General features: G+C 69.6%; 18 protein-coding genes and 1 other RNA gene. 8 read left to right on the forward strand and 11 right to left on the reverse strand.

The features are described 5' to 3' along the window. Positions 1-14: 14 nt before the first annotated feature. Positions 15-740 (reverse strand): 16S rRNA pseudouridine(516) synthase, encoded by a 726-nt coding sequence (locus VEC03_RS01080; protein WP_324912278.1) that lies wholly within the window; start codon positions 738-740, stop codon positions 15-17. A 98-nt stretch (positions 741-838) separates the two neighbouring features. Here VEC03_RS01080 and VEC03_RS01085 point away from each other — a divergent pair, with 98 nt between their 5' ends. Further along, positions 839-1,204, forward strand: coding sequence for a hypothetical protein (locus VEC03_RS01085; protein ID WP_324912279.1), 366 nt, complete (start codon positions 839-841; stop codon positions 1,202-1,204). A 16-nt stretch (positions 1,205-1,220) separates the two neighbouring features. Here VEC03_RS01085 and VEC03_RS01090 read toward each other — a convergent pair whose 3' ends face one another. From VEC03_RS01090 to VEC03_RS01110, 5 genes are read right to left on the reverse strand one after another with little or no spacing between them, the layout of a single operon-like run. Next, positions 1,221-2,504 (reverse strand): TRAP transporter large permease, encoded by a 1,284-nt coding sequence (locus tag VEC03_RS01090; protein ID WP_324912280.1) that lies wholly within the window; start codon positions 2,502-2,504, stop codon positions 1,221-1,223. Then, positions 2,501-3,073, reverse strand: a complete 573-nt coding sequence (locus VEC03_RS01095; RefSeq protein ID WP_324912281.1) for a TRAP transporter small permease — start codon at positions 3,071-3,073, stop codon at positions 2,501-2,503. Before VEC03_RS01095 ends, VEC03_RS01090 begins: the two co-directional genes overlap by 4 nt. 28 nt (positions 3,074-3,101) lie before the next feature. Next, positions 3,102-4,106, reverse strand: coding sequence for a TRAP transporter substrate-binding protein DctP (gene dctP, locus VEC03_RS01100; protein WP_324912282.1), 1,005 nt, complete (start codon positions 4,104-4,106; stop codon positions 3,102-3,104). Positions 4,107-4,141: 35 nt separating this feature from the next. Further along, positions 4,142-5,347 carry a CaiB/BaiF CoA-transferase family protein gene (locus VEC03_RS01105; protein ID WP_324912283.1) on the reverse strand — a complete coding sequence of 402 codons (1,206 nt, stop codon included), beginning with the start codon at positions 5,345-5,347 and terminating at the stop codon, positions 4,142-4,144. Continuing rightward, entirely contained in the window at positions 5,344-6,282 is a 939-nt protein-coding gene (locus tag VEC03_RS01110) for a hydroxymethylglutaryl-CoA lyase (protein WP_324912284.1), read from the reverse strand. Before VEC03_RS01110 ends, VEC03_RS01105 begins: the two co-directional genes overlap by 4 nt. A 138-nt stretch (positions 6,283-6,420) precedes the next feature. On the opposite strand from VEC03_RS01110, the gene VEC03_RS01115 reads away from it, so the two are divergent. Next, entirely contained in the window at positions 6,421-7,326 is a 906-nt protein-coding gene (locus tag VEC03_RS01115) for a LysR family transcriptional regulator (RefSeq protein ID WP_324912285.1), read from the forward strand. 128 nt (positions 7,327-7,454) lie between these two features. Continuing rightward, positions 7,455-7,769 carry a hypothetical protein gene (locus VEC03_RS01120; protein ID WP_324912286.1) on the forward strand — a complete coding sequence of 105 codons (315 nt, stop codon included), beginning with the start codon at positions 7,455-7,457 and terminating at the stop codon, positions 7,767-7,769. A gap of 112 nt (positions 7,770-7,881) precedes the next feature. Here the strand turns inward: VEC03_RS01120 and VEC03_RS01125 are convergent, their stop codons facing one another. The 5 genes from VEC03_RS01125 to ompA form a co-directional block, all read right to left on the reverse strand. Beyond that, positions 7,882-8,889, reverse strand: coding sequence for an NUDIX hydrolase (locus VEC03_RS01125; RefSeq protein ID WP_324912287.1), 1,008 nt, complete (start codon positions 8,887-8,889; stop codon positions 7,882-7,884). 142 nt (positions 8,890-9,031) lie between these two features. Then, positions 9,032-9,404, reverse strand: a transfer-messenger RNA (tmRNA) gene (gene ssrA, locus VEC03_RS01130). A 13-nt stretch (positions 9,405-9,417) separates the two neighbouring features. Further along, positions 9,418-10,101, reverse strand: coding sequence for an HAD-IA family hydrolase (locus tag VEC03_RS01135; RefSeq protein ID WP_324912288.1), 684 nt, complete (start codon positions 10,099-10,101; stop codon positions 9,418-9,420). Then, the gene (ubiG, locus tag VEC03_RS01140; RefSeq protein WP_324912289.1) at positions 10,094-10,810 is read right to left on the reverse strand and encodes a bifunctional 2-polyprenyl-6-hydroxyphenol methylase/3-demethylubiquinol 3-O-methyltransferase UbiG; all 717 of its coding nucleotides are present in this window, start codon (positions 10,808-10,810) and stop codon (positions 10,094-10,096) included. The genes VEC03_RS01135 and ubiG overlap by 8 nt, the downstream gene beginning before the upstream one ends. 78 nt (positions 10,811-10,888) lie before the next feature. Next, positions 10,889-11,569, reverse strand: a complete 681-nt coding sequence (gene ompA, locus VEC03_RS01145; RefSeq protein ID WP_324912290.1) for an outer membrane protein OmpA — start codon at positions 11,567-11,569, stop codon at positions 10,889-10,891. 233 nt (positions 11,570-11,802) lie between these two features. Here ompA and gyrA point away from each other — a divergent pair, with 233 nt between their 5' ends. The 5 genes from gyrA to rpsA form a co-directional block, all read left to right on the forward strand. Next, positions 11,803-14,439, forward strand: a complete 2,637-nt coding sequence (gene gyrA / locus VEC03_RS01150; protein WP_324912291.1) for a DNA gyrase subunit A — start codon at positions 11,803-11,805, stop codon at positions 14,437-14,439. Positions 14,440-14,445: 6 nt separating this feature from the next. After that, a complete protein-coding gene (gene pheA, locus VEC03_RS01155) occupies positions 14,446-15,528 on the forward strand; it encodes a prephenate dehydratase (protein WP_324912292.1) in 1,083 nt (360 codons plus the stop codon). 23 nt (positions 15,529-15,551) lie between these two features. Then, positions 15,552-16,424, forward strand: a complete 873-nt coding sequence (locus tag VEC03_RS01160) for a prephenate dehydrogenase (RefSeq protein WP_324912293.1) — start codon at positions 15,552-15,554, stop codon at positions 16,422-16,424. Between the two features lie 14 nt (positions 16,425-16,438). Further along, positions 16,439-18,424 (forward strand): bifunctional 3-phosphoshikimate 1-carboxyvinyltransferase/cytidylate kinase, encoded by a 1,986-nt coding sequence (locus tag VEC03_RS01165; RefSeq protein WP_324912294.1) that lies wholly within the window; start codon positions 16,439-16,441, stop codon positions 18,422-18,424. A gap of 195 nt (positions 18,425-18,619) precedes the next feature. Further along, a partial coding sequence (gene rpsA / locus VEC03_RS01170) for a 30S ribosomal protein S1 (RefSeq protein ID WP_324912295.1) occupies positions 18,620-19,846 on the forward strand: 1,227 nt, incomplete at its 3' end.

A 19,846-nucleotide genomic window follows, 5' to 3' on the forward strand; every position in this document is an offset into this window, starting at 1 on the left:
CCGGGCCGCGGCTTTCAGCCGCCCTGCAGCCGCGCCAGGTCCCCTGCCTCCAGCCACTTCCACTGCCCGGGCGCCAGGTCGGCCGGCAGTTCGAGGCCGCCGATGCGAGAGCGGTGCAGCTGCTCCACCCGGTTGCCGGCCGCGGCCACCATGCGCTTGACCTGGTGGTACTTGCCCTCGGTCAGCGTCAGGGCGAGCCGGTGGCTGCACAGGCGCTCGCAGGCGGCGGCACGAACCGGCCGCGGGTCGTCGTCCAGCACCACCCCATCGAGCAGCCGCTGCAACAGGGCGTCATCGATGGGGTGCCGGGCGGTGACCTCGTAGACCTTGGGCACGTGCCGCTTGGGCGAGCTCATGCGGTGGATGAAGGCACCATCGTCGCTCAGCAGCAGCAGCCCGGTGGTGTCCTGGTCCAGTCGACCGATCGCCTGCACGCCCGGCGTGCCCTGTCGCTGCGGCCGCTGGCGCAGCGGCGCCGGCAGCAGGGTGTACACGCTGGGCCAGGCCGAGGGGCGCTGCGAGCACTCGTAGCCGACCGGCTTGTGCAGCAGCACGTAGGCCTTCTCGTGCCAGGTCCAGGCCTGTCCCTGGACGGTGAAGTGCAGGCCATCAGGCTCGAATTCGGCGCCCGGGTCCGTGCACGGTTGCCCGGCCACGCTGACCAATCCCTGCTGCACCAGTCCCGCGCACACGCGCCGGGTCCCGAAGCCCTGGCTGAAAAGGATCTGCTGCAACTCCATGGGGCGGGCAGTATGCCCGGACACCCCATCTGTCACTTTTCGTAACGCCGCGCGTCCAACCCGCCAGTGGCCCTGTCGTCCACTGGAGGAGGAGTCTCATGGATGTCCATGTCCTGGTGCGCACCGCCGTCGTCCTGCTGGCGATCGCGGCCCTCGGCGGCCTCGCGATGGCGGGCACCCGCTTCGCCGGCCGTCCGCACCCGCCGCCGCTGCTCGCCATGATGCACGGCGTGTTCGCCGCCTCCGGGCTGGCCCTGCTGCTGGTCGTGGGCTTCGCCGCCAGCCTGCCGCAGGCCGCCTGGGCCGGCACCGTCCTGCTGCTGCTGGCGGCCGGCGGCGGCCTGGTGCTGAACCTGGCCTTTCACTGGCGCCAGCGCGCACTGCCCGTCTGGCTGATGCTGGTGCACGCCGCCATCGCGGTGGCCGGCTTCACCGTGCTGGCCGTGGTCGCCTGGAAGCTCTAGCCGGCCGCGGGGCCGGTCAACCCTTCATGGTGCCCGGCAACCACAGCGCGATCTGCGGCCACAGCATGACCATCGCCAGCACCACGATCATCAGCAGCACGTAGGGCGCCGAGCCGCGCACGATGGCGCCCATGGGTGCCTGCGTGATCGCCTTGATGGTGAACAGGTTCATGCCGACCGGCGGCGTGATCTGCGCCAGTTCCAGGTTGATCACCAGCAGCACCCCGTACCAGATCGGGTTGATGCCCAGGTGGTGCATCACCGGCAGGATCACCGGCGTGGTGATCAGGATGATCGCGATCGATTCCAGGAACATGCCCAGCACGAAGATCAGCCCCATCATCACGACCAGGAAGCCGGTCACGCCGATGTCGGCCGCGGTCACCGCTTCCACGATCTGCTGCGGGATGCGCAGCTTGGTCAGCACGTGCCCGAACACCGAGGCGCCCGCCAGGATCATGAACAGCATGGCCGAGATCCGGCTGGCGTCGATCGCCGCGTCCCAGATGTCCCGCAGCCCCAGGGTGCGGTAGATCACCACCCCGACGAACAGGGCCAGCCAGGCGCCGGCGGCGGCGGCCTCGGTGGCCGTGAAGATGCCGGCATACATGCCGCCCAGCACGAACACCGGCAGCGACAGCGCCCAGGCCGACTTGCGGATGGAGGCCATCGCCTCGCGAAAGCTGGCGCGCGGCTCGCGCTCGATGTGGCGGTGCTTGAGCGCCGTGGTCACCATGCTCCAGGCGATGAAGACGCCCGCCATCACCAGGCCGGGGACGAGGCCGGCCATGAACAGGCCGCCGATGGAGGTGTCGGTGGTCACGCCGTACAGGATCATGGGTCCCGAAGGCGGGATCAGGATGCCCAGCGTGCCGCCCGCGGCGACCAACCCGTAGGCGGCGCGCGGGTCGTAGCCGAAGCGGATCATCTGCGGGATGGCGACCGCGCCGATGGTCAGCGCCGTGGCGACGCTGGAGCCCGAGATGGCGGCGAAGATGGTGCAGGCCAGGATGGTGGCGATGCCCAGGCCGCCCGGCAGGTGGCGCGTGAGCGTGTACGCCGTCTGGTACAGGTCGTCCACGATGCGGCTGCGGATCATGACGTAGGCCATGAAGGCGAACAGCGGGATCGCCACCAGCAGGTAGCGGTTCATCTCGCCGAACATGACCTCGGTCACGGAGCCCAGTTCGCCCTGGGTCGCCAGCAGCAACCCGCCGCCGAAGACGGCCAGGCCGGCGAAGATCGGCAGGCCGGTGAACAGCAGCAGGAGCAGTCCTGCGAACAGCAGGGCGATGGTCATGGGGTGTCCTTGGGCAGGTCCTGCGCGTGCGGCGACTTGAAGCTCAGCACCTGGCCGGTGCAGGCGCGCCACGCCGCCTCCACCGCCGCCAGCAGCAGCAGCGCGCCGCCCACCGGCATCAACAGCATCAGCCACCAGGTCGGCCACTCCAGGTGGCCCTCGGTCACCAGGCCCAGGGTGCGGGCCAGCTCGGCGGTCTGCCAGCCGTTGACGATCAGCACCACCGCCACCACGCCCGAGACGAAGGCCGCCCAGGCCAGCGCCCAGCGCCGGCCCGTGGGCGGCAACTGCTCCACCAGGATGTCGACGCCGATGTGCTCGCCACGGCGGAAGGTCTGGGCGGCGGCAAGCAGCACGATCCCCACCAGCAGGAAGCCGACCACTTCATCCACCCACACCGGCGCGGCGTTGAAGAAGTAGCGCATCACCACCGCCCAGCCGATCAGGGCCAGCGACAGCAGCGTGCCCGCCGCCGACAGCGCCATGGCGCCGGCCGACAGGAACGCCACCGCCTGGCTGAGGATGCGCAGGGCCGGGCTCTCCGCGCGCGCCGCGCGCGGACTGCTCATCACCGAATCGTGCATGCGGCCCGCCGCTTCAGAGCTTGTCGACCAGCTGCAGCAGCTTCTCGCCGTCGGCGCCGGTCTCGGCCAGGAAGGCCTTCTTGACCGCCGGCTGCATGGCGTCGGCCATCGCCTTCTCCTGTGCCTTGGTCAGCGCGATGGCCTCCATGCCCTTCTCGTTGAGCACCTTCACGTCCTCCGGCGGCACGCCGTCCTCCTGCCGGATGGAGCGCTGCACCGCCTTGTCGGCGGCCTTCTGGATCTCGCCGCGCACGTCGGCCGGCAGGCCGTCCCACCACTTCGGGTTCACCACCAGGTTGTCGAAGGCCAGGATGATGTTGGAGGCGACGCCGTACTTTTGCACCTCGTAGAACTTGCGGCTGTTGGCCGCCTTCACGCCGGTGAAGCCGGCATCCAGCACGCCGGTCTGCAGCGCCTGGTACACCTCGGAGCCGGGCATGGCCGAGGGCTGCGCGCCCATGGCCGACAGGCCGGCGTCGAACAGCTTGTTCAGGCCGCGGATCTTCAGGCCCTGGAAGTCGGCCGGCGCCACCAGCGGCTTCTTGGCCGAGGTGAAGATGCCGTCGTTGGTGTCGACGATCCAGGCGATGTTCTTCACCCCGCGCTCCGCCATCTTGGCGTCCAGCAGCTTGGCCGCGTCCGAGCCCATGAAGGCCTTCTGCTTGGCGACCGACGTCATCAGGTACGGGATGATGGTCACGCTCATCTCGGGGATGGTGCCGCCCCACTGGAAGTTCAGGATCGCCGCCGCCTCGACCTTCCCGCTGGCCACCGCCGGGTGGTTCTGGTTCGGCTTGAACAGTTGCGCCGCGCCGAAGATCTGCACGTCGACCCGGCCGTTGGTGGCGGCCTCCACGTCCTTCTCGAACTGGGCCAGGTTCAGCGCCGTGTGGTGGGTCGGCGGGAACTGGTGGCTGATGCGCATGGTGAAGTCGGCAGCGAAGGCCGGGGCGCCCAGGCCGGCGGCCAGCGCGGCCGCGAGCAGGCTGCGGCGGGCGGGGATGTGGATTCGGTTCATCGCATGTCTCCTTCTTGGGATGGTCGGGAAAGGTTTCAGGCCACCGCTCTTGCGGCGTGCAGGGCCTGGATGTCGGAAGCGCCGTAGCCCAGCCCCTCCAGCAACTCGTCGGTATTCTGGCCGGCACGCGGCGGATCGAGCCGCACGCCCAGGCGCGTGCCGTCCAGCGTGATCGGGATCAGCGTGGTCTTCACCGCCTCGCCGGCACGCGGCCCGTCGGGCAGGCGCACGTCCGCGAGGCCGCCGGTGGCCAGCAGGTGCTCGTCGTCGAACAGGTCCTCGGGCCGGCGGATCGGCGCGAACGGCAGGCCGGCCTGCTCCATCAGCGTCGCCAGCTCGGCCGCGCTGCGATGCGCCAGCCGCTCGCGCAGCAGCGGAAGCAGCTTGGGCCGGGCCCGCACGCGGTCGTTGTTGGTCGCGAGCGCCGGGTCGGCGGCCAGGTCCTCCAGCCCCAGGATGCGGCAGAACTGCGTCCACTGCGCATCGCTCACCGCCGCCAGGAAGATCTGTTCGCCGTCCTTGACGGTGAACACGTCGTACACCGCCCAGGGGTTGTCGCGCGCCGGCAGCGGCGCCGCCGGTTTGCCGGTCAGCGCGTACTGCAGCATGTGCTGGCCGACCAGGAACACGTTGTTCTCGTACAGCGCGCTCTGCACCTCCATGCCGCGGCCGGTGATGCCGCGCTGGATCAGTGCGCCCATCGCGCCGATGGCGCCGAACAGGCCGCCCATGATGTCGTTGACGCTCGTGCCGGCGCGCAGCGGGTCGCCGGGGCGGCCGGTCATGTAGGCCAGCCCGCCCATCATCTGCACCACCTCGTCGAGCGCCGTGCGGTGCTCGTAAGGACCGGGCAGGAAGCCCTTGTGCGCCACGTAGATCACCCGTGGGTTCACCTGCGAGAGCGCGGCGTAGTCCAGGCCGTACTTGGCCATGGTGCCGGGCTTGAAGTTCTCCGCCACCACATCGGCGCTGGCCGCGAGCTTGCGCGCCACCTCGGCACCCTCGGGCTTGTGCAGGTCGATCGCGATGCTCTTCTTGTTGCGGTTGAACATGGGGAAGAAGCCGGCGCCCGCACCCAGCAGCCGGCGCGTGCGGTCGCCGTCGATCGGCTCGACCTTGATCACCTCGGCCCCCAGGTCGGCCAGCACCATGCCGCAGGTGGGGCCCATGACCATGTGGGTGAACTCGACGACCCGCAGTCCGGCCAGCGGTTGCGGCGGCTGTGGCCTGGCTTCGCTCATGCCTGGGCCTCCGCCGGCTGCATCGTCCTGGGCAGCCCGGCCCGCCACAGCGTGCCGTGCAGGGTTTCGCCTTCCAGCCACTGTGCAACGCGCGCGCGAAGCGCCAGCAGGCGCGGGATGTCGAGCCCGGTCGGCAGCCCCATGCTGGCGAACAGGTAGGCCAGGTCCTCGGTGCTCACGTTGCCGCTGGCGCCCGGCGCATGCGGGCAGCCGCCGATGCCGGCCAGGCAGGCGTCGAAGCGGGTGATGCCGGCCTGCAGCGCCGCCATCACGTTGGCGATGCCCAGCCCGCGCGTGTCGTGGAAGTGGCCGCAGGCCAGGCGATCGCCGGCCACCTTGAAGCCGGCCTCGAACAGCTCGCCGACCATGCGCGGATCGGCATAGCCCACGGTATCGGCCAGCCCGACACGGTCGGCCCCGGCATCCAGCGCCGCCTGCAGCAGCCGCAGCACCTCGGCCGGCTCGACCCGGCCCTGGATGGTGCAGCCGAAGGCGGTGCTGATGCCCACCTCGATCCGGCAACGCGAGCCGGCGGCATCGCGGGCGGCGCGGATCCGGCCGATGTCGGCCACCGCTTCGTCGGGGGTCTTGCGCAGGTTCGCCAGGCTGTGGGCATGGCTGGCCGACAGCGGCAGCAGCATCAGGTCGGCGCCGGTTTCGAGGGCACGTTCGGCGCCCTTGAGGTTGGGCACCAGCACCGAGGTGACCAGGCCCGGCAGGGTCTTGGCGAAAGCCACCAGTTCGGCGGTGTCGGCCAGCTGCGGCAGCAGCCGCGCCGGCACGAAGGAGCCGACCTCGATTTCGCGCTGGCCCGCGTCGTAGGCCGCGCGCACCCATTCGAGCTTGTGTTCGGTCGGCAGGACCCGGGCGATGCTCTGCAGGCCGTCGCGCAGGCCGACTTCGCGGATGACGACGGGGGTCGAAGGGATGTTCAAGGGCGCACTCCGGACAACACCATGCCGTGCAGGGCAGCGCGGCTTGAAACGCAGTGTAGGTTTCCCGAATACACCTGTAGGCGGTATTTGGGCACCCTTGGCGTTCCCAACCGGAACGAAATCTGCGGGCTTTCACCGATGCGCGATCTCGACTTCACCACCTTGCGGCTGTTCGTGGCCGTCTGCGAAACCGGCAGCATCGCGCGGGCGGCGGACCAGGCCCACATGGTAGGCAGCGCGGTGAGCAAGCGCCTGACGGCGCTGGAGGCGCAACTCGGCACGCCGCTGCTGGTGCGGCGACGCCAGGGCATCGTGCCCACCGGCGCCGGCGAGGCCCTGCTGGAGCACGCGCGCGGCATGCTGCTGGGCGCGCAGCGCATCGAGCGCGACATGGCCGCCTTCGCCGGCGGCGTGCGCGGGCAGGTGCGGGTGCTGGCGAGCGCCTCGGTGATGGCCGAGTCGCTCGCGGACGACGTCGCGGCCTTCCTGCAGCATCCGGCCCATGCCGGCATCCGGGTGGACATCGAGGAGCGGGTCAGCACCGAGGTGGTCCGGGGCATCCGCGACGGGCTGGCCTCGGTCGGCATCTGCTGGGACGCGGTCACCGTGCGGGGCCTGCAGTCGCGTCCCTACCGCCAGGACCACCTGGCGATCGTGGTGCACGAACAGCATCCGCTGGCGGCCCGCCCGGCGGTGGCCTTCGCCGAGTCCCTGGACTGGGAGCACGTGGGCCTGCCCGTGAACAGCGCCGTCGAGGTGATGCTGATGCGCGCTGCCGCCGAGCAGGGGCGGCGCCTGAACTTCCGCGTGATCGTGTCGAATTTCGATGCCGCGATGCGGGTGGTGCGCGCGCGCCTGGCGATCAGCGTCATGCCGCTGGAGGCCGCCGAACCCTATGCCACGAGCTACGGCCTGCGCGTGATCCCGCTCACCGATGCCTGGGCGCAGCGCCGCTTCGCGCTGTTCTACCGCGATGCCCGGCAGCTCACGCCGGCGGCGCAGCTGCTGGTGGAGCACCTGGCGGCCCAGGCCGCCAGCCGGTGATCCACCGCCGACCGCCCGGTGGCCCGTGAACAGCCGCTGAACGCACCCTTCATCGCCGATTCAGTACCGCCTGCGCAAACTGCGTGCACAGTTGCACCGTGACTGCATCCCCATCCAAGGAGTCCACCATGCCAACCACCGCCCTGCTCGCTTCCATCGGCCTGCTCGCCGCCTTTGCCGGCAGCCCGGCCCTGGCCGGCGATGACGATGCCGCGAAAGACCAGGACCGCCAGCGCGCGGCCGACACCCGATCCGGTGACGGCGCCCGGTCGGGCATGCGGGTGGTGCCCAATCCCTCCGGCCCGGACGAACGCAGCCACGGCTGGCGCTACTTCTCCGATCCGGCGGCGCTGCGCGCCGTGGTCATCAGCCCGCAAGGGGACTACTACTTCAGCCGTGGCAAGGGACTGCGCTGGGTGGCGGGGACGCCGTCGGGCACGTGAGCGACGCGCGGGTCAGGCCAGGGCGGCTCGCGAGGTTTGTCCAAACCTGGACACTGCGCCTGCATGGACCTTCGCGGCCTCAATGGCAGCGCAACCTGGATTTCTCGAATTGCTATCCGGCGCTGGTGGACCCGAGCCGCCGCAGGAACCCGCGCGGTGGTGCGATCCAGTCGGCCGCGCCGCGCAGTGCCGGCGGCAGCGCGTCGGGGTCCGGCGCGATGGCAATGCGGTCCTCCGCGATCACCGTCGGGCGGGACGGATCGACCTCGGAGCCATCGACGAAGTAGCGGTTGGCTCCGTCCTCGCCCATCACGCGCGTGACATGGTGACCGAGCCGCACTTCCATGCCGGGCCGCAGTTCGCACCACACGTCGGCGCGGCCATCCGGGTCCAGCTTGCCGATCTCCTCATAGGCAGGTTCGTGCGGCTGCACGGGCCGCACGCCGCCAGCATCCACGCCCAGCCGTGGGAGGATGCGCTCGACCGTTCGGAGCTGCGCCGCCCAGTCCTGCAGCGCCTGTGCCGAATCGAAGGGCAGCAGTTGCTCGAGCGTGGCCCGGGTCGGCGTCATCAGGCGACGCGAGTTGCGGGGCGACAGCGCCTCGGCCGGCGCGATCCACACGTGGCCCAGCGTCTCGCGGGCGTCATGCAGCGCTTCCTGGCCGGGTGGCACCAGCGCGAGGAAGAACCGCGTGTCGAAGCGCTTGGCGCGGCCCATGGGCGTGAGCCAGTGGGCGATGAAGTGAAGCGCGCCGTACGAGGGCTGCAGGCCGAAGCGCTGGCACACGGCCTCGAAGCCGAGCTCCCCGCTCGCCACGCGCGGGCGCAGGGCCGCCAGCTCTGCGCGGACCCCGGCGTCCAGCGACGGCCAGGACCCGCCGCCGTCTCGCGCCAGCAGGATGCCGCACTCCTCGAAGCATTCGCGCACGGCGGCCCGCTGGAAGGCCAGCGCCGGATCGGCGCGGTCGCCGGGATCGACCAGGCCACCCGGGAACACCCAGGCACCGCTGTTGTGGTCGCCGCGCTCGGCGCGCTGCAGCAGCAGCACCTCGAGCCCGGCGCAGGCGGCTTCGCGCACCACCACGACGGTGGCGGCATCACGGGGGGTCGCAGGCGGCATCTCGATCCCATGGATACACGTACATGAACTAAGCGTACACCGGCCGCTAATCCGGGGCCGCACGCGCGTCGAGCGTGAAGGAGGTACCGGGCGGGAAGCTGCTGAAAAGAGCGAGGCCGCGCGTGGCGGCCTCGTGGGTGAATGGTGGAGCTGGCGGGAATTGAACCCGCGTCCGCAAGCCTTCTCCGGGCAGTTCTACATGTTTAGCGTTCTGGTTTGGATCTCGCCACCGTCATCGCGCAGACGCACGCTATGCCGGCCGCCAGTGCCCTATTTTCTCGTCCCGGTCCAAGGCACCCGGATCGGGACCAGCCCATGTGGATTCCCTCACAGCCGGGAGCTTGCGCCCCTTGCCCAGCCCATAGGCCAACTGTTGTGAGGCTCACCGGTGTTTAAGCGGCGAGTGCGAAACGTTCGTCGTTTGCAGTTACTTTGTTTCAGCGGATTAACGAGGTGACTGAACCTCGACATGCCCTGCTGCGTGTCCGAACCCACGTCGAAACCGGTGCAGCCCCAGGACCTCGTATTTTAGGACGGGTCGCCCGACTTCAAGAGCGGGAGCAGTTCCAGCGGCGAAGAAATCCGCGCATCCGGGTTCCAGCGGTCCACGTCGGCCGTACCGCCGAGGTAGCCGTAGGTGGCCGCCACGGTCGGCATGCCGGCGGCACGGCCGGCAGTCATGTCACGCTCGTCGTCGCCCACGTAGACGCATGCGGACGGCGGCAAGGCCAGCCGCCGGGCCGCCTCCAGCAGGGGCTCGGGATGCGGCTTGGAAAAGGGCGTGCTGTCGCCGCCGACGATGGCGCCGGCACTGGCGAACAGGGGCATGGCCTGCGTGAGAGGCCCCGTGAAGCGCATGGACTTGTTGGTGACCACGCCCCAGGCCAGGCCCCGGCCGACGATTTCCGCCACCAGCCGGGACACGCCCTCGAAGATCGTGGTATTCGCCGTCATGCGCTGCTCGTAGGCGCGGAAGAACTCCTCGCGCAGCGCCGGGAAGTCGGCATGTTCGGGCGTGATGCCGAAGGCGACGCCCAGCATGCCGCGCGCACCGGCACCGGCCATGGGGCGGTAGCGTTCCAGTGGCAGCGACGGCAGGCCGCGCGCGGTGCGCATGTGGTCGGCGGCACCACCGAGGTCCGGGGCGCTGTCGATCAGCGTGCCGTCCAGGTCGAACAGCACGGCCCGGATGCCTTCGAACCGGCTAGCCACGTCGCGTGGCCACGAGGTAGTTGACCGAGGTGTCGCTGCTCAGGTGGTAGCGGCGCAGCAGCGGGTTGTAGCCCAGCCCGCGGGTGTTCACCCACTCCAGCCCGGCCGGGCGGCAGAAGGACGCCAGCTCGCTCGGGCGGATGAACTTGAGGTATTCGTGGGTGCCGCGCGGCAGCAGGTTCAGGACGTACTCCGCACCGACGATCGCCAGCAGGAAGGCCTTGGGATTGCGGTTCAGGGTGGAGAAGAAGACCCAGCCACCGGGCTTGACCAGGTCGGCGCAGGCGCGCACCACGGAGCCCGGGTCGGGCACGTGCTCCAGCATCTCCATGCAGGTGATCGCATCGAAGGATTCGGGCTGCTCCAGGGCAAGCGCCTCGACGCTCACTTCCCGGTACTGGACGTCCGGCGTGCCCGCTTCCAGCGCGTGCAGCTGCGCGACCCGCAGCGCCTTGGTGGACAAGTCGATGCCCAGCACCTGGGCGCCGCGCCGCGCCATGGCGTCGGCCAGGATGCCGCCGCCGCAGCCCACGTCCAGCACCCGCTTGCCGGCGAGCGGCACGCAGGATTCGATCCAGCCCAGCCGCAGCGGGTTGATCTGGTGCAGGGGGCGGAATTCGCTCTCGGTGTCCCACCAGCGGTGGGCCAGTTCGGAGAACTTGGCCAGTTCGGCCGGGTCGGCGTTCAGGCTGCTGCTGCTCGTGGTCATGGCCGGATCTTGCCCGCGAATGCGGGCCAAAAGGAAAAGGCCCGGCTAGCCGGGCCTTTGTTCCAGTTCGCCGGAGGCTTACCGGTTGGAGCGGGTACCCACCACCTCGATTTCCACGCGGCGGTTCTTGGCGCGGCCTTCGCGGGTGCGGTTGTCGGCCACCGGCTGGGCTTCGCCCTTGCCTTCGGTGTACACGCGGTTCTTCTCGATGCCCTTGGAGACCAGGTAGGCCTTCACGGCTTCGGCGCGGCGCACCGACAGACGCTGGTTGTAGGCGTTGGCGCCGATCGAGTCGGTGTGGCCGACGGCGATCACCACTTCCAGGTTGATGTCCTTGACCTTGCTGACCAGGTCGTCGAGCTTGGCGCGGCCTTCCGGCTTCAGCACGGCCTTGTCGAAGTCGAAGAAGGTGTCGGCGGCGTAGGTCACCTTGGTGGCGGCCGGCGGCTGCGGTGCGGGCGCGGGACGGGCGGCCGGAGGCGGCGGGGGAGCCGGTTGCGCGGCCGGAGCGGGCGGCGGCGGGGGCGGCGGCGGAACCAGGGCGCCGTCGCAACCCTTCACGGCGGTGGCGGGGGTCCAGCTCGCATCGCGCCAGCACAGTTCGTTGGTGCCGTTCTTCCAGACCAGCTCACCGGTGCCGTTCGCCCAGTTGTCAACCTGAGGGCCCCCATTGGCAGCGGTCACGCGAGTCTGCGCCCCCGCGGCGGTGGCCAGCGCAGCGGCGGCAAACATCAGCGCGACTTGGTTCAGTTTCTTCATGGTTCTCCTCTTGGGGAAAAAGCCGCAGCCGGGCGGCGAGAAAACTACGATTCAGGTGACCATTCACCGAAAACGTCCGGTCGATTGTGCCACACGTCCTTACACGTTCAATCGGCGCCATTGGGGCGTCCCGTAGGACAAAACCGCAATTGCCGGCCCTGTGTTGCGGGTGCGCGACAGGCCTTCCCGCCGCGTAAAATGGCCTGTTTCAGCGCCTCGCCCACCCCTCCCGCATGACCCAATTCGCGAAAGAAACCCTGCCCGTCAGCCTCGAGGAGGAGATGCGGCGGAGCTACCTCGACTACGCCATGAGCGTAATCGTGGGGCGGGCGCTGCCGGATGCGCGTGACGGATTGAAACCGGTGCATCGGCGTGTTCTGTACGCGATGCACGAGCTGAACAACGACTGGAACCGCCCGTACAAGAAGTCGGCGCGCATCGTCGGCGACGTGATCGGCAAGTACCACCCGCACGGCGACCAGTCGGTCTACGACACCATCGTGCGGCTGGCGCAGGACTTCTCCATGCGCCACATGCTGGTGGACGGGCAGGGCAACTTCGGATCGGTCGACGGCGACAACGCCGCCGCCATGCGCTACACCGAGATCCGGCTGGCCAAGATCGCGCACGAGATGCTGGCCGACATCGACAAGGAGACGGTCGATTTCGGTCCCAACTACGACGGCAGCGAGAAGGAACCACTGGTTCTTCCCAGCCGACTGCCCAACCTGCTGGTCAACGGCTCGGGCGGGATCGCGGTGGGCATGGCCACCAACATCCCGCCGCACAACCTCAACGAGGTGGTCGACGCCTGCCTGCACCTGCTGAAGAACCCTGAGGCGTCCATCGACGAGCTGATGGAGATCGTGCCCGCGCCCGACTTCCCCACCGCCGGGATCATCTACGGCATCAACGGCGTCAAGGAGGGCTACCGCACCGGCCGCGGCAAGGTCGTGATGCGGGCCAAGTGCCACTTCGAGGACATCGACCGCGGCCAGCGGCAGGCCATCATCGTCGACGAGCTCCCCTACCAGGTCAACAAGAAGACGCTGCAGGAGCGCATGGCCGAGCTGGTCAACGAGAAGAAGATCGAGGGCATCAGCCACATCCAGGACGAGAGCGACAAGTCCGGCATGCGGCTGGTGATCGAGCTCAAGCGCGGCGAAGTGCCCGAGGTGGTCCTCAACAACCTCTACAAGCAGACCCAGCTGCAGGACACCTTCGGCATCAACATGGTCGCGCTGGTCGACGGCCAGCCCAAGCTGTGCAACCTGAAGGACCTGGTCGACATCTTCCTGCAACACCGCCGCGAGGTGGTCACCCGCCGGACGGTGTTCAACCTGCGCAAGGCGCGCGATCGCGGCCACGTGCTGGAAGGCCTGGCCGTCGCGCTGGCCAACATCGACGAGTTCATCCGCATCATCCGCGAGTCGCCCACCCCGCCGGTGGCCAAGGCCGAGCTGATGACGCGCAGCTGGGACAGCCAGCTGGTGCGCGAGATGCTCACCCGCGCCCGCGAGGACGGCACCACGGTCAACGCCGACGACTACCGGCCCGAGGGCCTGGACCGCGAGTACGGCATGCAGGGCGACGGCCTGTACCGGCTGTCGGACACGCAGGCGCAGGAGATCCTGCAGATGCGGCTGCAGCGCCTGACCGGCCTGGAGCAGGACAAGATCGTGGCCGAGTACAAGGAAGTCATGGCCGAGATCGACGACCTGCTCGACATCCTGGCCAAGCCGTCCCGCGTCTCGACCATCATCGGCGAGGAACTCACCGCGCTGAAGCAGGAGTTCGGCCAGACCAAGCTGGGCGCGCGCCGCAGCGTGGTCGAGCACAACGCGCAGGACCTGGCGACCGAGGACCTGATCACGCCCACCGACATGGTGGTCACGCTCAGCCACACCGGCTACATCAAGAGCCAGCCGCTGTCCGAGTACCGGGCCCAGCGGCGCGGCGGCCGCGGCAAGCAGGCGACCTCGACCAAGGAAGACGACTGGATCGACCAGCTCTTCATCGCCAACACCCACGACTACCTGCTGGCCTTCTCCAACCGCGGCCGGCTCTACTGGCTCAAGGTCTGGGAGGTGCCGGCCGGCTCGCGCGGCTCGCGCGGGCGGCCCATCGTCAACATGTTCCCGCTGGCCGAGGGCGAGAAGATCAACGTGGTGCTGCCGCTCACCGGCGCGTTCCGCAGCTTCCCGGCCGACCACTACGTCTTCATGGCCACGTCCATGGGCACGGTCAAGAAGACGGCGCTGGACGAATTCAGCAACCCGCGCAAGGCCGGCATCATCGCCGTCGACCTCGATGAAGGCGACTACCTGGTCGGTGCCGCGCTCACCGACGGCCAGCACGACGTGATGCTGTTCTCCGACGGCGGCAAGGCCGTGCGGTTCGACGAGAACGACGTGCGCCCCATGGGCCGCAACGCGCGCGGCGTGCGCGGCATGAACCTGGAGGAGGGCCAGAGCGTGATCGCCATGCTGGTGGCCGAGGACGAACTCCAGAGCGTGCTGACGGCCACCGAGAACGGCTACGGCAAGCGCACCCCGATCACCGAGTACACCCGTCACGGCCGCGGCACCAAGGGCATGATCGCCATCCAGCAGAGCGAGCGCAACGGCAAGGTCGTGGCCGCCACGCTGGTGCACGCCGAGGACGAGATCATGCTGATCACCGACCGTGGGGTGCTGGTGCGTACGCGCGTCAGCGAGATCCGCGAACTCGGCCGCGCCACCCAGGGGGTCACGCTGATCAGCCTGGACGACGGCTCCAAGCTCAGCGGCCTGCAGCGCATCGTCGAGAACGACGCGCAGGGCGGCGAGGCCGAAGCGCCCGACGCGGCCAACGGCGGCAGCGAAGGCTGACCCCGAATGCCACGCGACCTGGCGCAGCTGCGCTCCGAGATCGACGCGACCGACCGCGAGCTGCTGGACCTGCTCAACCGTCGGGCAGCGCTGGCCAACGAGGTCGGCGAGCTCAAGCGCGCGGAGGGCTCGCCGGTGTTCCGGCCGGAACGCGAGGCCCAGGTCATCCAGGGCCTGCAGCAGCGCAACGCCGGGCCGCTCAAGCCGCAGAACGTCGCCACCATCTGGCGCGAGATCATGTCGGCCTGCCGCGCGCTGGAAGCGCCGCAGCGCGTCGCCTACCTGGGGCCGGCCGGCACCTTCAGCGAGCAGGCGGCCGTGCAGTTCTTCGGCTCCAGCATCCAGCACGTGCCCTGCGTCAGCTTCGACGAGGTGTTCCAGGCCGCCACCGCCGGCACGGCCGACTTCGGCGTGGTGCCGGTGGAAAACAGCACCGAGGGCGTGGTCACGCGCTCGCTCGACCTGCTGCTCACCTCGCCGCTGCACATCGTCGGCGAGGTCAGCCTGCTGGTGCGCCATCACCTGCTGCGCAAGGAGAACTCGCTCGAGGGCATAGAGGCCGTGCTGGCCCACCCGCAGGCGCTGGCCCAGTGCCAGGACTGGCTGGGCCAGCACATGCCCGACGTCGAGCGGCGCGCGGTCGCCAGCAACGCCGAAGGCGCCCGTCTGGCCGCGCAGCACCCGAACTGGGCAGCCATCGCCGGCGAGCGGGCCGGCAGCGAGTTCGGGCTGCACATCGCCGCCCACGCGATCCAGGACGAGGCCTTCAACCGGACCCGCTTCGCCGTGATCTGCCTGCCGCAGACGCTGGAGGCGCCGCAGGCCTCGGGCAAGGACTGCATCAGCCTGGTGGTATCCGTGCCCAATCGGCCGGGCGCCGTGCACGACATCCTGGTGCCGCTCAAGCAGCATGGCGTGTCCATGACGCGTTTCGAGTCCCGCCCGGCCCGCTCGGGCCAGTGGGAATACTTCTTCTTCATCGACGTGCAGGGCCATCCCTCGCAGCCGCATGTCGCGGCCGCGCTGGCCGACCTGCAGCGCCTGTGCGCCTTCTACAAGGTGCTGGGCACTTACCCGGCCGGCGACTGAGCCGGCGGCGGAGTCAACAGAGCATGTTCGAGCAGTTGGGCCTGATCGGCTGCGGCCTCATGGGCGGATCCTTCGCGCTGGCGCTCAAGCGCGCCGGCCTGGTCAAGCGCGTGGTCGGCTACAGCAAGTCGCCGTCCACCACCGAACGGGCGCGCCAGCTCGGCGTGATCGACGTCGAGGCGCCCTCGGCCCTGCTGGCCGTCTCGGGCGCCGACATCGTGCTGCTGGCGGTGCCGGTGGCCGCCACCGAAGCCACCCTGAAGGCGATCCGCCACCTGGTCAGCAAGGACATGCTGATCATGGACGTGGGCTCGACCAAGCGCGACGTGATCGACGCCGCCCGCCGCGTGCTGCGCGACCACGTCGGCTCCTTCGTGCCCTGCCACCCGATCGCCGGCAAGGAAGCGTCGGGCGTGGAGCACGCCGATCCCGAGATCTACGCCAACCGGCAGGTCATCCTGACACCGATCGAGCGCACCCAGGTGGCGCAGCTCAACCGGGCCAGGGAGCTGTGGGAAGCGCTGGGCTGCCAGGTGTTGCAGATGTCGCCGGAAGCGCACGATTCCGCCTTCGCCGCCGTCAGCCACCTGCCCCACCTGATCGCCTTCGCCCTGATGAACGCCATCGCGGCCCAGCCGCACGGGCAGGACTTCCTGCCGCTCGCCGGCCCGGGCTTTCGCGACTTCACGCGCATCGCCGCCAGCGAGCCCAAGATGTGGCGCGACATCCTGCTGGCCAACAAGCAGGAGCTGCTGGAGCAGACCCAGTACTTCCAGCAGACGCTGCAGGCCATGCAGGCGCTGATCGAGGCCGGCAACGGCGAGGCGCTGGAGGAACTGATTGCCCAGGCCAGCCAGATGCGCTCCGGCTGGCGCATGGGTGCACGAAAAGGCTGACCGGGCCTGCGCCCATGTTCGCCACCGAATTCCTGGACATCCCCCCGCTGGACGCGGCCGCCGGCACGGTCGCCCTGCCCGGCTCCAAGAGCATCTCCAACCGCGTGCTGCTGCTCGCCGCCCTGTGCGAGGGCACGACGGTGGTGCACGACCTGCTGGATTCCGACGACACGCGCGTGATGCTGGACGCCCTGCGGGCGCTCGGCTGCGGCGTGGCGATCGAGGGCAGCACGGTGCGCGTCAGCGGGTTCGGCGCGCGCGGGCCGGCCCCGCAGGCGAAGCTGTTCCTCGGCAACGCCGGCACGGCCATGCGGCCGTTGGCGGCGGCGCTGGCCGTCCTGGGCGGCGACTACGAGCTGGGCGGCGTGCCGCGCATGCACGAACGCCCGATCGGCGACTTGGTCGACGCCCTGCGGCCCCTCGGCTGCGACATCGCCTACCTCGGCCAGGAGGGCTACCCGCCGCTGCGCATCGGCCTGCCGGCGCTGAAGCTGGACGCGCCGATCCGGGTCCGGGGCGACGTCTCCAGCCAGTTCCTCACCGCGCTGCTGCTCGCCCTGCCCCTTGTGTCGCGGCAGGACGTCGTGATCGAGGTGGCGGGCGAGCTAATCTCCAGGCCCTACGTGGAGATCACGCTAAACCTGCTGGCTCGCTTCGGGGTGGCGGTGCGCCGCGACGGCTGGAAGCGCTTCACCATCCCCGCCGGCAGCCGCTACGCGTCGCCGGCCGAGCTGCACGTGGAGGCCGACGCCTCCTCGGCCAGCTACTTCGTGGCGGCCGGCGCGCTGGCCTCCGACAGCGGCGTGCGCATCCTCGGCGTGGGCCGGGATTCGATCCAGGGCGATATCCGCTTCCTTGACGCGGCCCAGGCCATGGGCGCGCAGGTCAGCAGCGGGCCCAACTGGGTGGAAGTCCGCCGCGGCGCCTGGCCGCTCCGGGCGATCGACCTGGACTGCAACCACATCCCCGATGCCGCCATGACGCTGGCCGTCATGGCGCTGTACGCCGACGGCCCCAGCACGCTGCGCAACATCGCCAGCTGGCGGGTCAAGGAAACCGACCGGCTCGCCGCCATGGCGGCCGAGCTGCGCAAGCTGGGCGCCGAGGTCGAGGAAGGCGCCGACTTCCTGCGCGTCACGCCGCCCGCGGCCTGGCAGGCGGCCCGCATCCGCACCTACGACGACCACCGGATGGCGATGTGCTTCTCGCTGGCGGCGTTCAACCCCGCCGGCGCGCACGTGCGCATCGACGACCCTAAGTGCGTGGCCAAGACCTTCCCGGACTACTTCGAGACCCTGTTCTCGGTGGCCCAGCTGCCGGTCCCGCGCATTCCCGTGATCTGCGTGGACGGGCCCACTGCGTCCGGCAAGGGCACCCTGGCCTCGTGCACCGCCCAGCGGCTGGGCTACCACTACCTGGACTCCGGGGCGCTTTACCGCATCACGGCGCTGGCGGCCGTGCGGGCGGGCCTGCCGCTGGACGAGGCGCACGAACACCGCATCGCCGCCTTGGCCGAGAAGCTGCCGGTGCGCTTCGAGGGCGCGAGCATCCTGCTGGACGGCGAGGACGTGACCGACGCCATCCGGGCCGAGGCGGTGGGCATGGACGCCTCCCGCATCTCGGCCCTTCCGGCCGTGCGCACCGCCCTGGTGGCGCTGCAGCAGGGCTTCCGGCGGCTGCCCGGGCTGGTGGCCGACGGGCGCGACATGGGCACCGTGATCTTCCCGGACGCCCAGCTCAAGGTGTTCCTCACGGCCAGCGCCGCCAAGCGGGCCGAGCGCCGCCATAAGCAATTGATTTCAAAGGGTTTAGCCCCTACAATCGACACCCTTCGCGCCGACCTGGAAGCGCGCGATGCGCGCGATGCGAACCGCGCCGTCGCCCCTCTCAAGCCGGCGCAGGACGCCCTCCTGCTGGACAACTCGGAGCAATCGGTCGAAGACTCGGTCGCCCAGGTGCTGGCCTGGTGGGAAGCCAGGCAGCCGTTCGCGGCGTCCTGACCGGCCGCAAGGCCGAAAGCCGGCCCGCATCGCCCCTCTCGCGCAGCAGCGCACTGGCGGTGCGGTTCATCAACCAACCCGCGGCCCAAGCCGCAAAAGCAACCGCCGTCACAAGAACCGAAATCGGCTGGCGCCGAAATCGCAACGCCTCGCAATGGTGCGTGGTGGAACCCTGTCGACGTGCAAGGAACCCGAATGTCTGAATCCTTTGCCGCCCTGTTCGAGGAATCGCTCCAGCGCGCCGAAATGCGCCAGGGCGAGGTCATCACCGCCGAGGTCGTGCGCATCGAGCACAACTTCGTCGTCGTCAACGCCGGCCTGAAGTCCGAAGCGTACGTGCCGATCGACGAGTTCAAGAACGACAAGGGCGAGATCGAAGTCCAGGTCGGCGATTTCGTCTCGGTGGCCATCGACGCCATCGAGAACGGCTACGGCGACACCATCCTGTCGCGCGACAAGGCCAAGCGCCTGGCCTCGTGGATGGCGCTGGAAAAGGCCCTGGAGTCCGGCGAATTCGTCACCGGAACCACCAGCGGCAAGGTCAAGGGCGGCCTGACGGTGCTGGTCAACGGCATCCGCGCCTTCCTGCCCGGCTCGCTGATCGACACCCGCCCGATCAAGGACCTGGCCCCGTTCGAGAACAAGACCCTGGAATTCAAGGTCATCAAGCTGGACCGCAAGCGCAACAACGTGGTGCTGAGCCGCCGCGCGGTGGTCGAGGCCTCCATGGGCGAGGAACGCGCCAAGCTGATGGAGACGCTGAAGGAAGGCGCCATCGTCCGCGGCGTGGTCAAGAACATCACCGAGTACGGCGCCTTCGTCGACCTCGGCGGCATCGACGGCCTGCTGCACATCACCGACATGGCCTGGCGCCGCGTGCGCCACCCCAGCGAGGTGGTGCAGGCCGGCCAGGAGATCACCGCCAAGATCCTCAAGTTCGACACCGAGAAGAACCGCGTCTCGCTGGGCCTCAAGCAGATGGGCGACGACCCCTGGATGGGCGTTTCGCGCCGCTACCCGCAGGGCACCCGCATGTTCGGCAAGGTCACCAACATCGCCGACTACGGCGCCTTCGTCGAGCTCGAGCCCGGCATCGAGGGCCTGGTGCACGTGTCCGAGATGGACTGGACCAACAAGAACGTCGCGCCCTCCAAGATCGTGTCGCTGGGCGACGAGGTCGAGGTCATGGTGCTGGAGATCGACGAGGACAAGCGCCGCATCTCGCTGGGCATGAAGCAGTGCAAGGCCAACCCCTGGCAGGAGTTCGCGCAGAACACCCGCCGCGGCGACCGCGTCAAGGGCCCGATCAAGTCGATCACCGACTTCGGCGTGTTCGTCGGCCTGGCCGCCGGCATCGACGGCCTGGTGCACCTGTCCGACCTGTCCTGGAACGAGCCGGGCGAGCAGGCCGTGCGCAACTAC

Source organism: Ramlibacter sp. (assembly GCF_035627355.1).
Classification (GTDB): Bacteria; Pseudomonadota; Gammaproteobacteria; order Burkholderiales; family Burkholderiaceae_C; genus Ramlibacter.

What these genes read in the sequence shown, in the direction of transcription:
- VEC03_RS01125 (WP_324912287.1), bottom strand. Translation starts at nt 8,889, where the DNA reads ATGCCGCCTGCGACCCCCCGTGATGCCGCCACCGTCGTGGTGGTGCGC.
- ompA (WP_324912290.1), bottom strand. Translation starts at nt 11,569, where the DNA reads ATGAAGAAACTGAACCAAGTCGCGCTGATGTTTGCCGCCGCTGCGCTG.
- VEC03_RS01095 (WP_324912281.1), bottom strand. Translation starts at nt 3,073, where the DNA reads ATGAGCAGTCCGCGCGCGGCGCGCGCGGAGAGCCCGGCCCTGCGCATC.
- pheA (WP_324912292.1), top strand. Translation starts at nt 14,446, where the DNA reads ATGCCACGCGACCTGGCGCAGCTGCGCTCCGAGATCGACGCGACCGAC.
- VEC03_RS01120 (WP_324912286.1), top strand. Translation starts at nt 7,455, where the DNA reads ATGCCAACCACCGCCCTGCTCGCTTCCATCGGCCTGCTCGCCGCCTTT.
- VEC03_RS01090 (WP_324912280.1), bottom strand. Translation starts at nt 2,504, where the DNA reads ATGACCATCGCCCTGCTGTTCGCAGGACTGCTCCTGCTGCTGTTCACC.
- ubiG (WP_324912289.1), bottom strand. Translation starts at nt 10,810, where the DNA reads ATGACCACGAGCAGCAGCAGCCTGAACGCCGACCCGGCCGAACTGGCC.
- VEC03_RS01115 (WP_324912285.1), top strand. Translation starts at nt 6,421, where the DNA reads ATGCGCGATCTCGACTTCACCACCTTGCGGCTGTTCGTGGCCGTCTGC.
- VEC03_RS01160 (WP_324912293.1), top strand. Translation starts at nt 15,552, where the DNA reads ATGTTCGAGCAGTTGGGCCTGATCGGCTGCGGCCTCATGGGCGGATCC.
- VEC03_RS01080 (WP_324912278.1), bottom strand. Translation starts at nt 740, where the DNA reads ATGGAGTTGCAGCAGATCCTTTTCAGCCAGGGCTTCGGGACCCGGCGC.
- dctP (WP_324912282.1), bottom strand. Translation starts at nt 4,106, where the DNA reads ATGAACCGAATCCACATCCCCGCCCGCCGCAGCCTGCTCGCGGCCGCG.
- VEC03_RS01085 (WP_324912279.1), top strand. Translation starts at nt 839, where the DNA reads ATGGATGTCCATGTCCTGGTGCGCACCGCCGTCGTCCTGCTGGCGATC.
- gyrA (WP_324912291.1), top strand. Translation starts at nt 11,803, where the DNA reads ATGACCCAATTCGCGAAAGAAACCCTGCCCGTCAGCCTCGAGGAGGAG.
- VEC03_RS01165 (WP_324912294.1), top strand. Translation starts at nt 16,439, where the DNA reads ATGTTCGCCACCGAATTCCTGGACATCCCCCCGCTGGACGCGGCCGCC.
- VEC03_RS01105 (WP_324912283.1), bottom strand. Translation starts at nt 5,347, where the DNA reads ATGAGCGAAGCCAGGCCACAGCCGCCGCAACCGCTGGCCGGACTGCGG.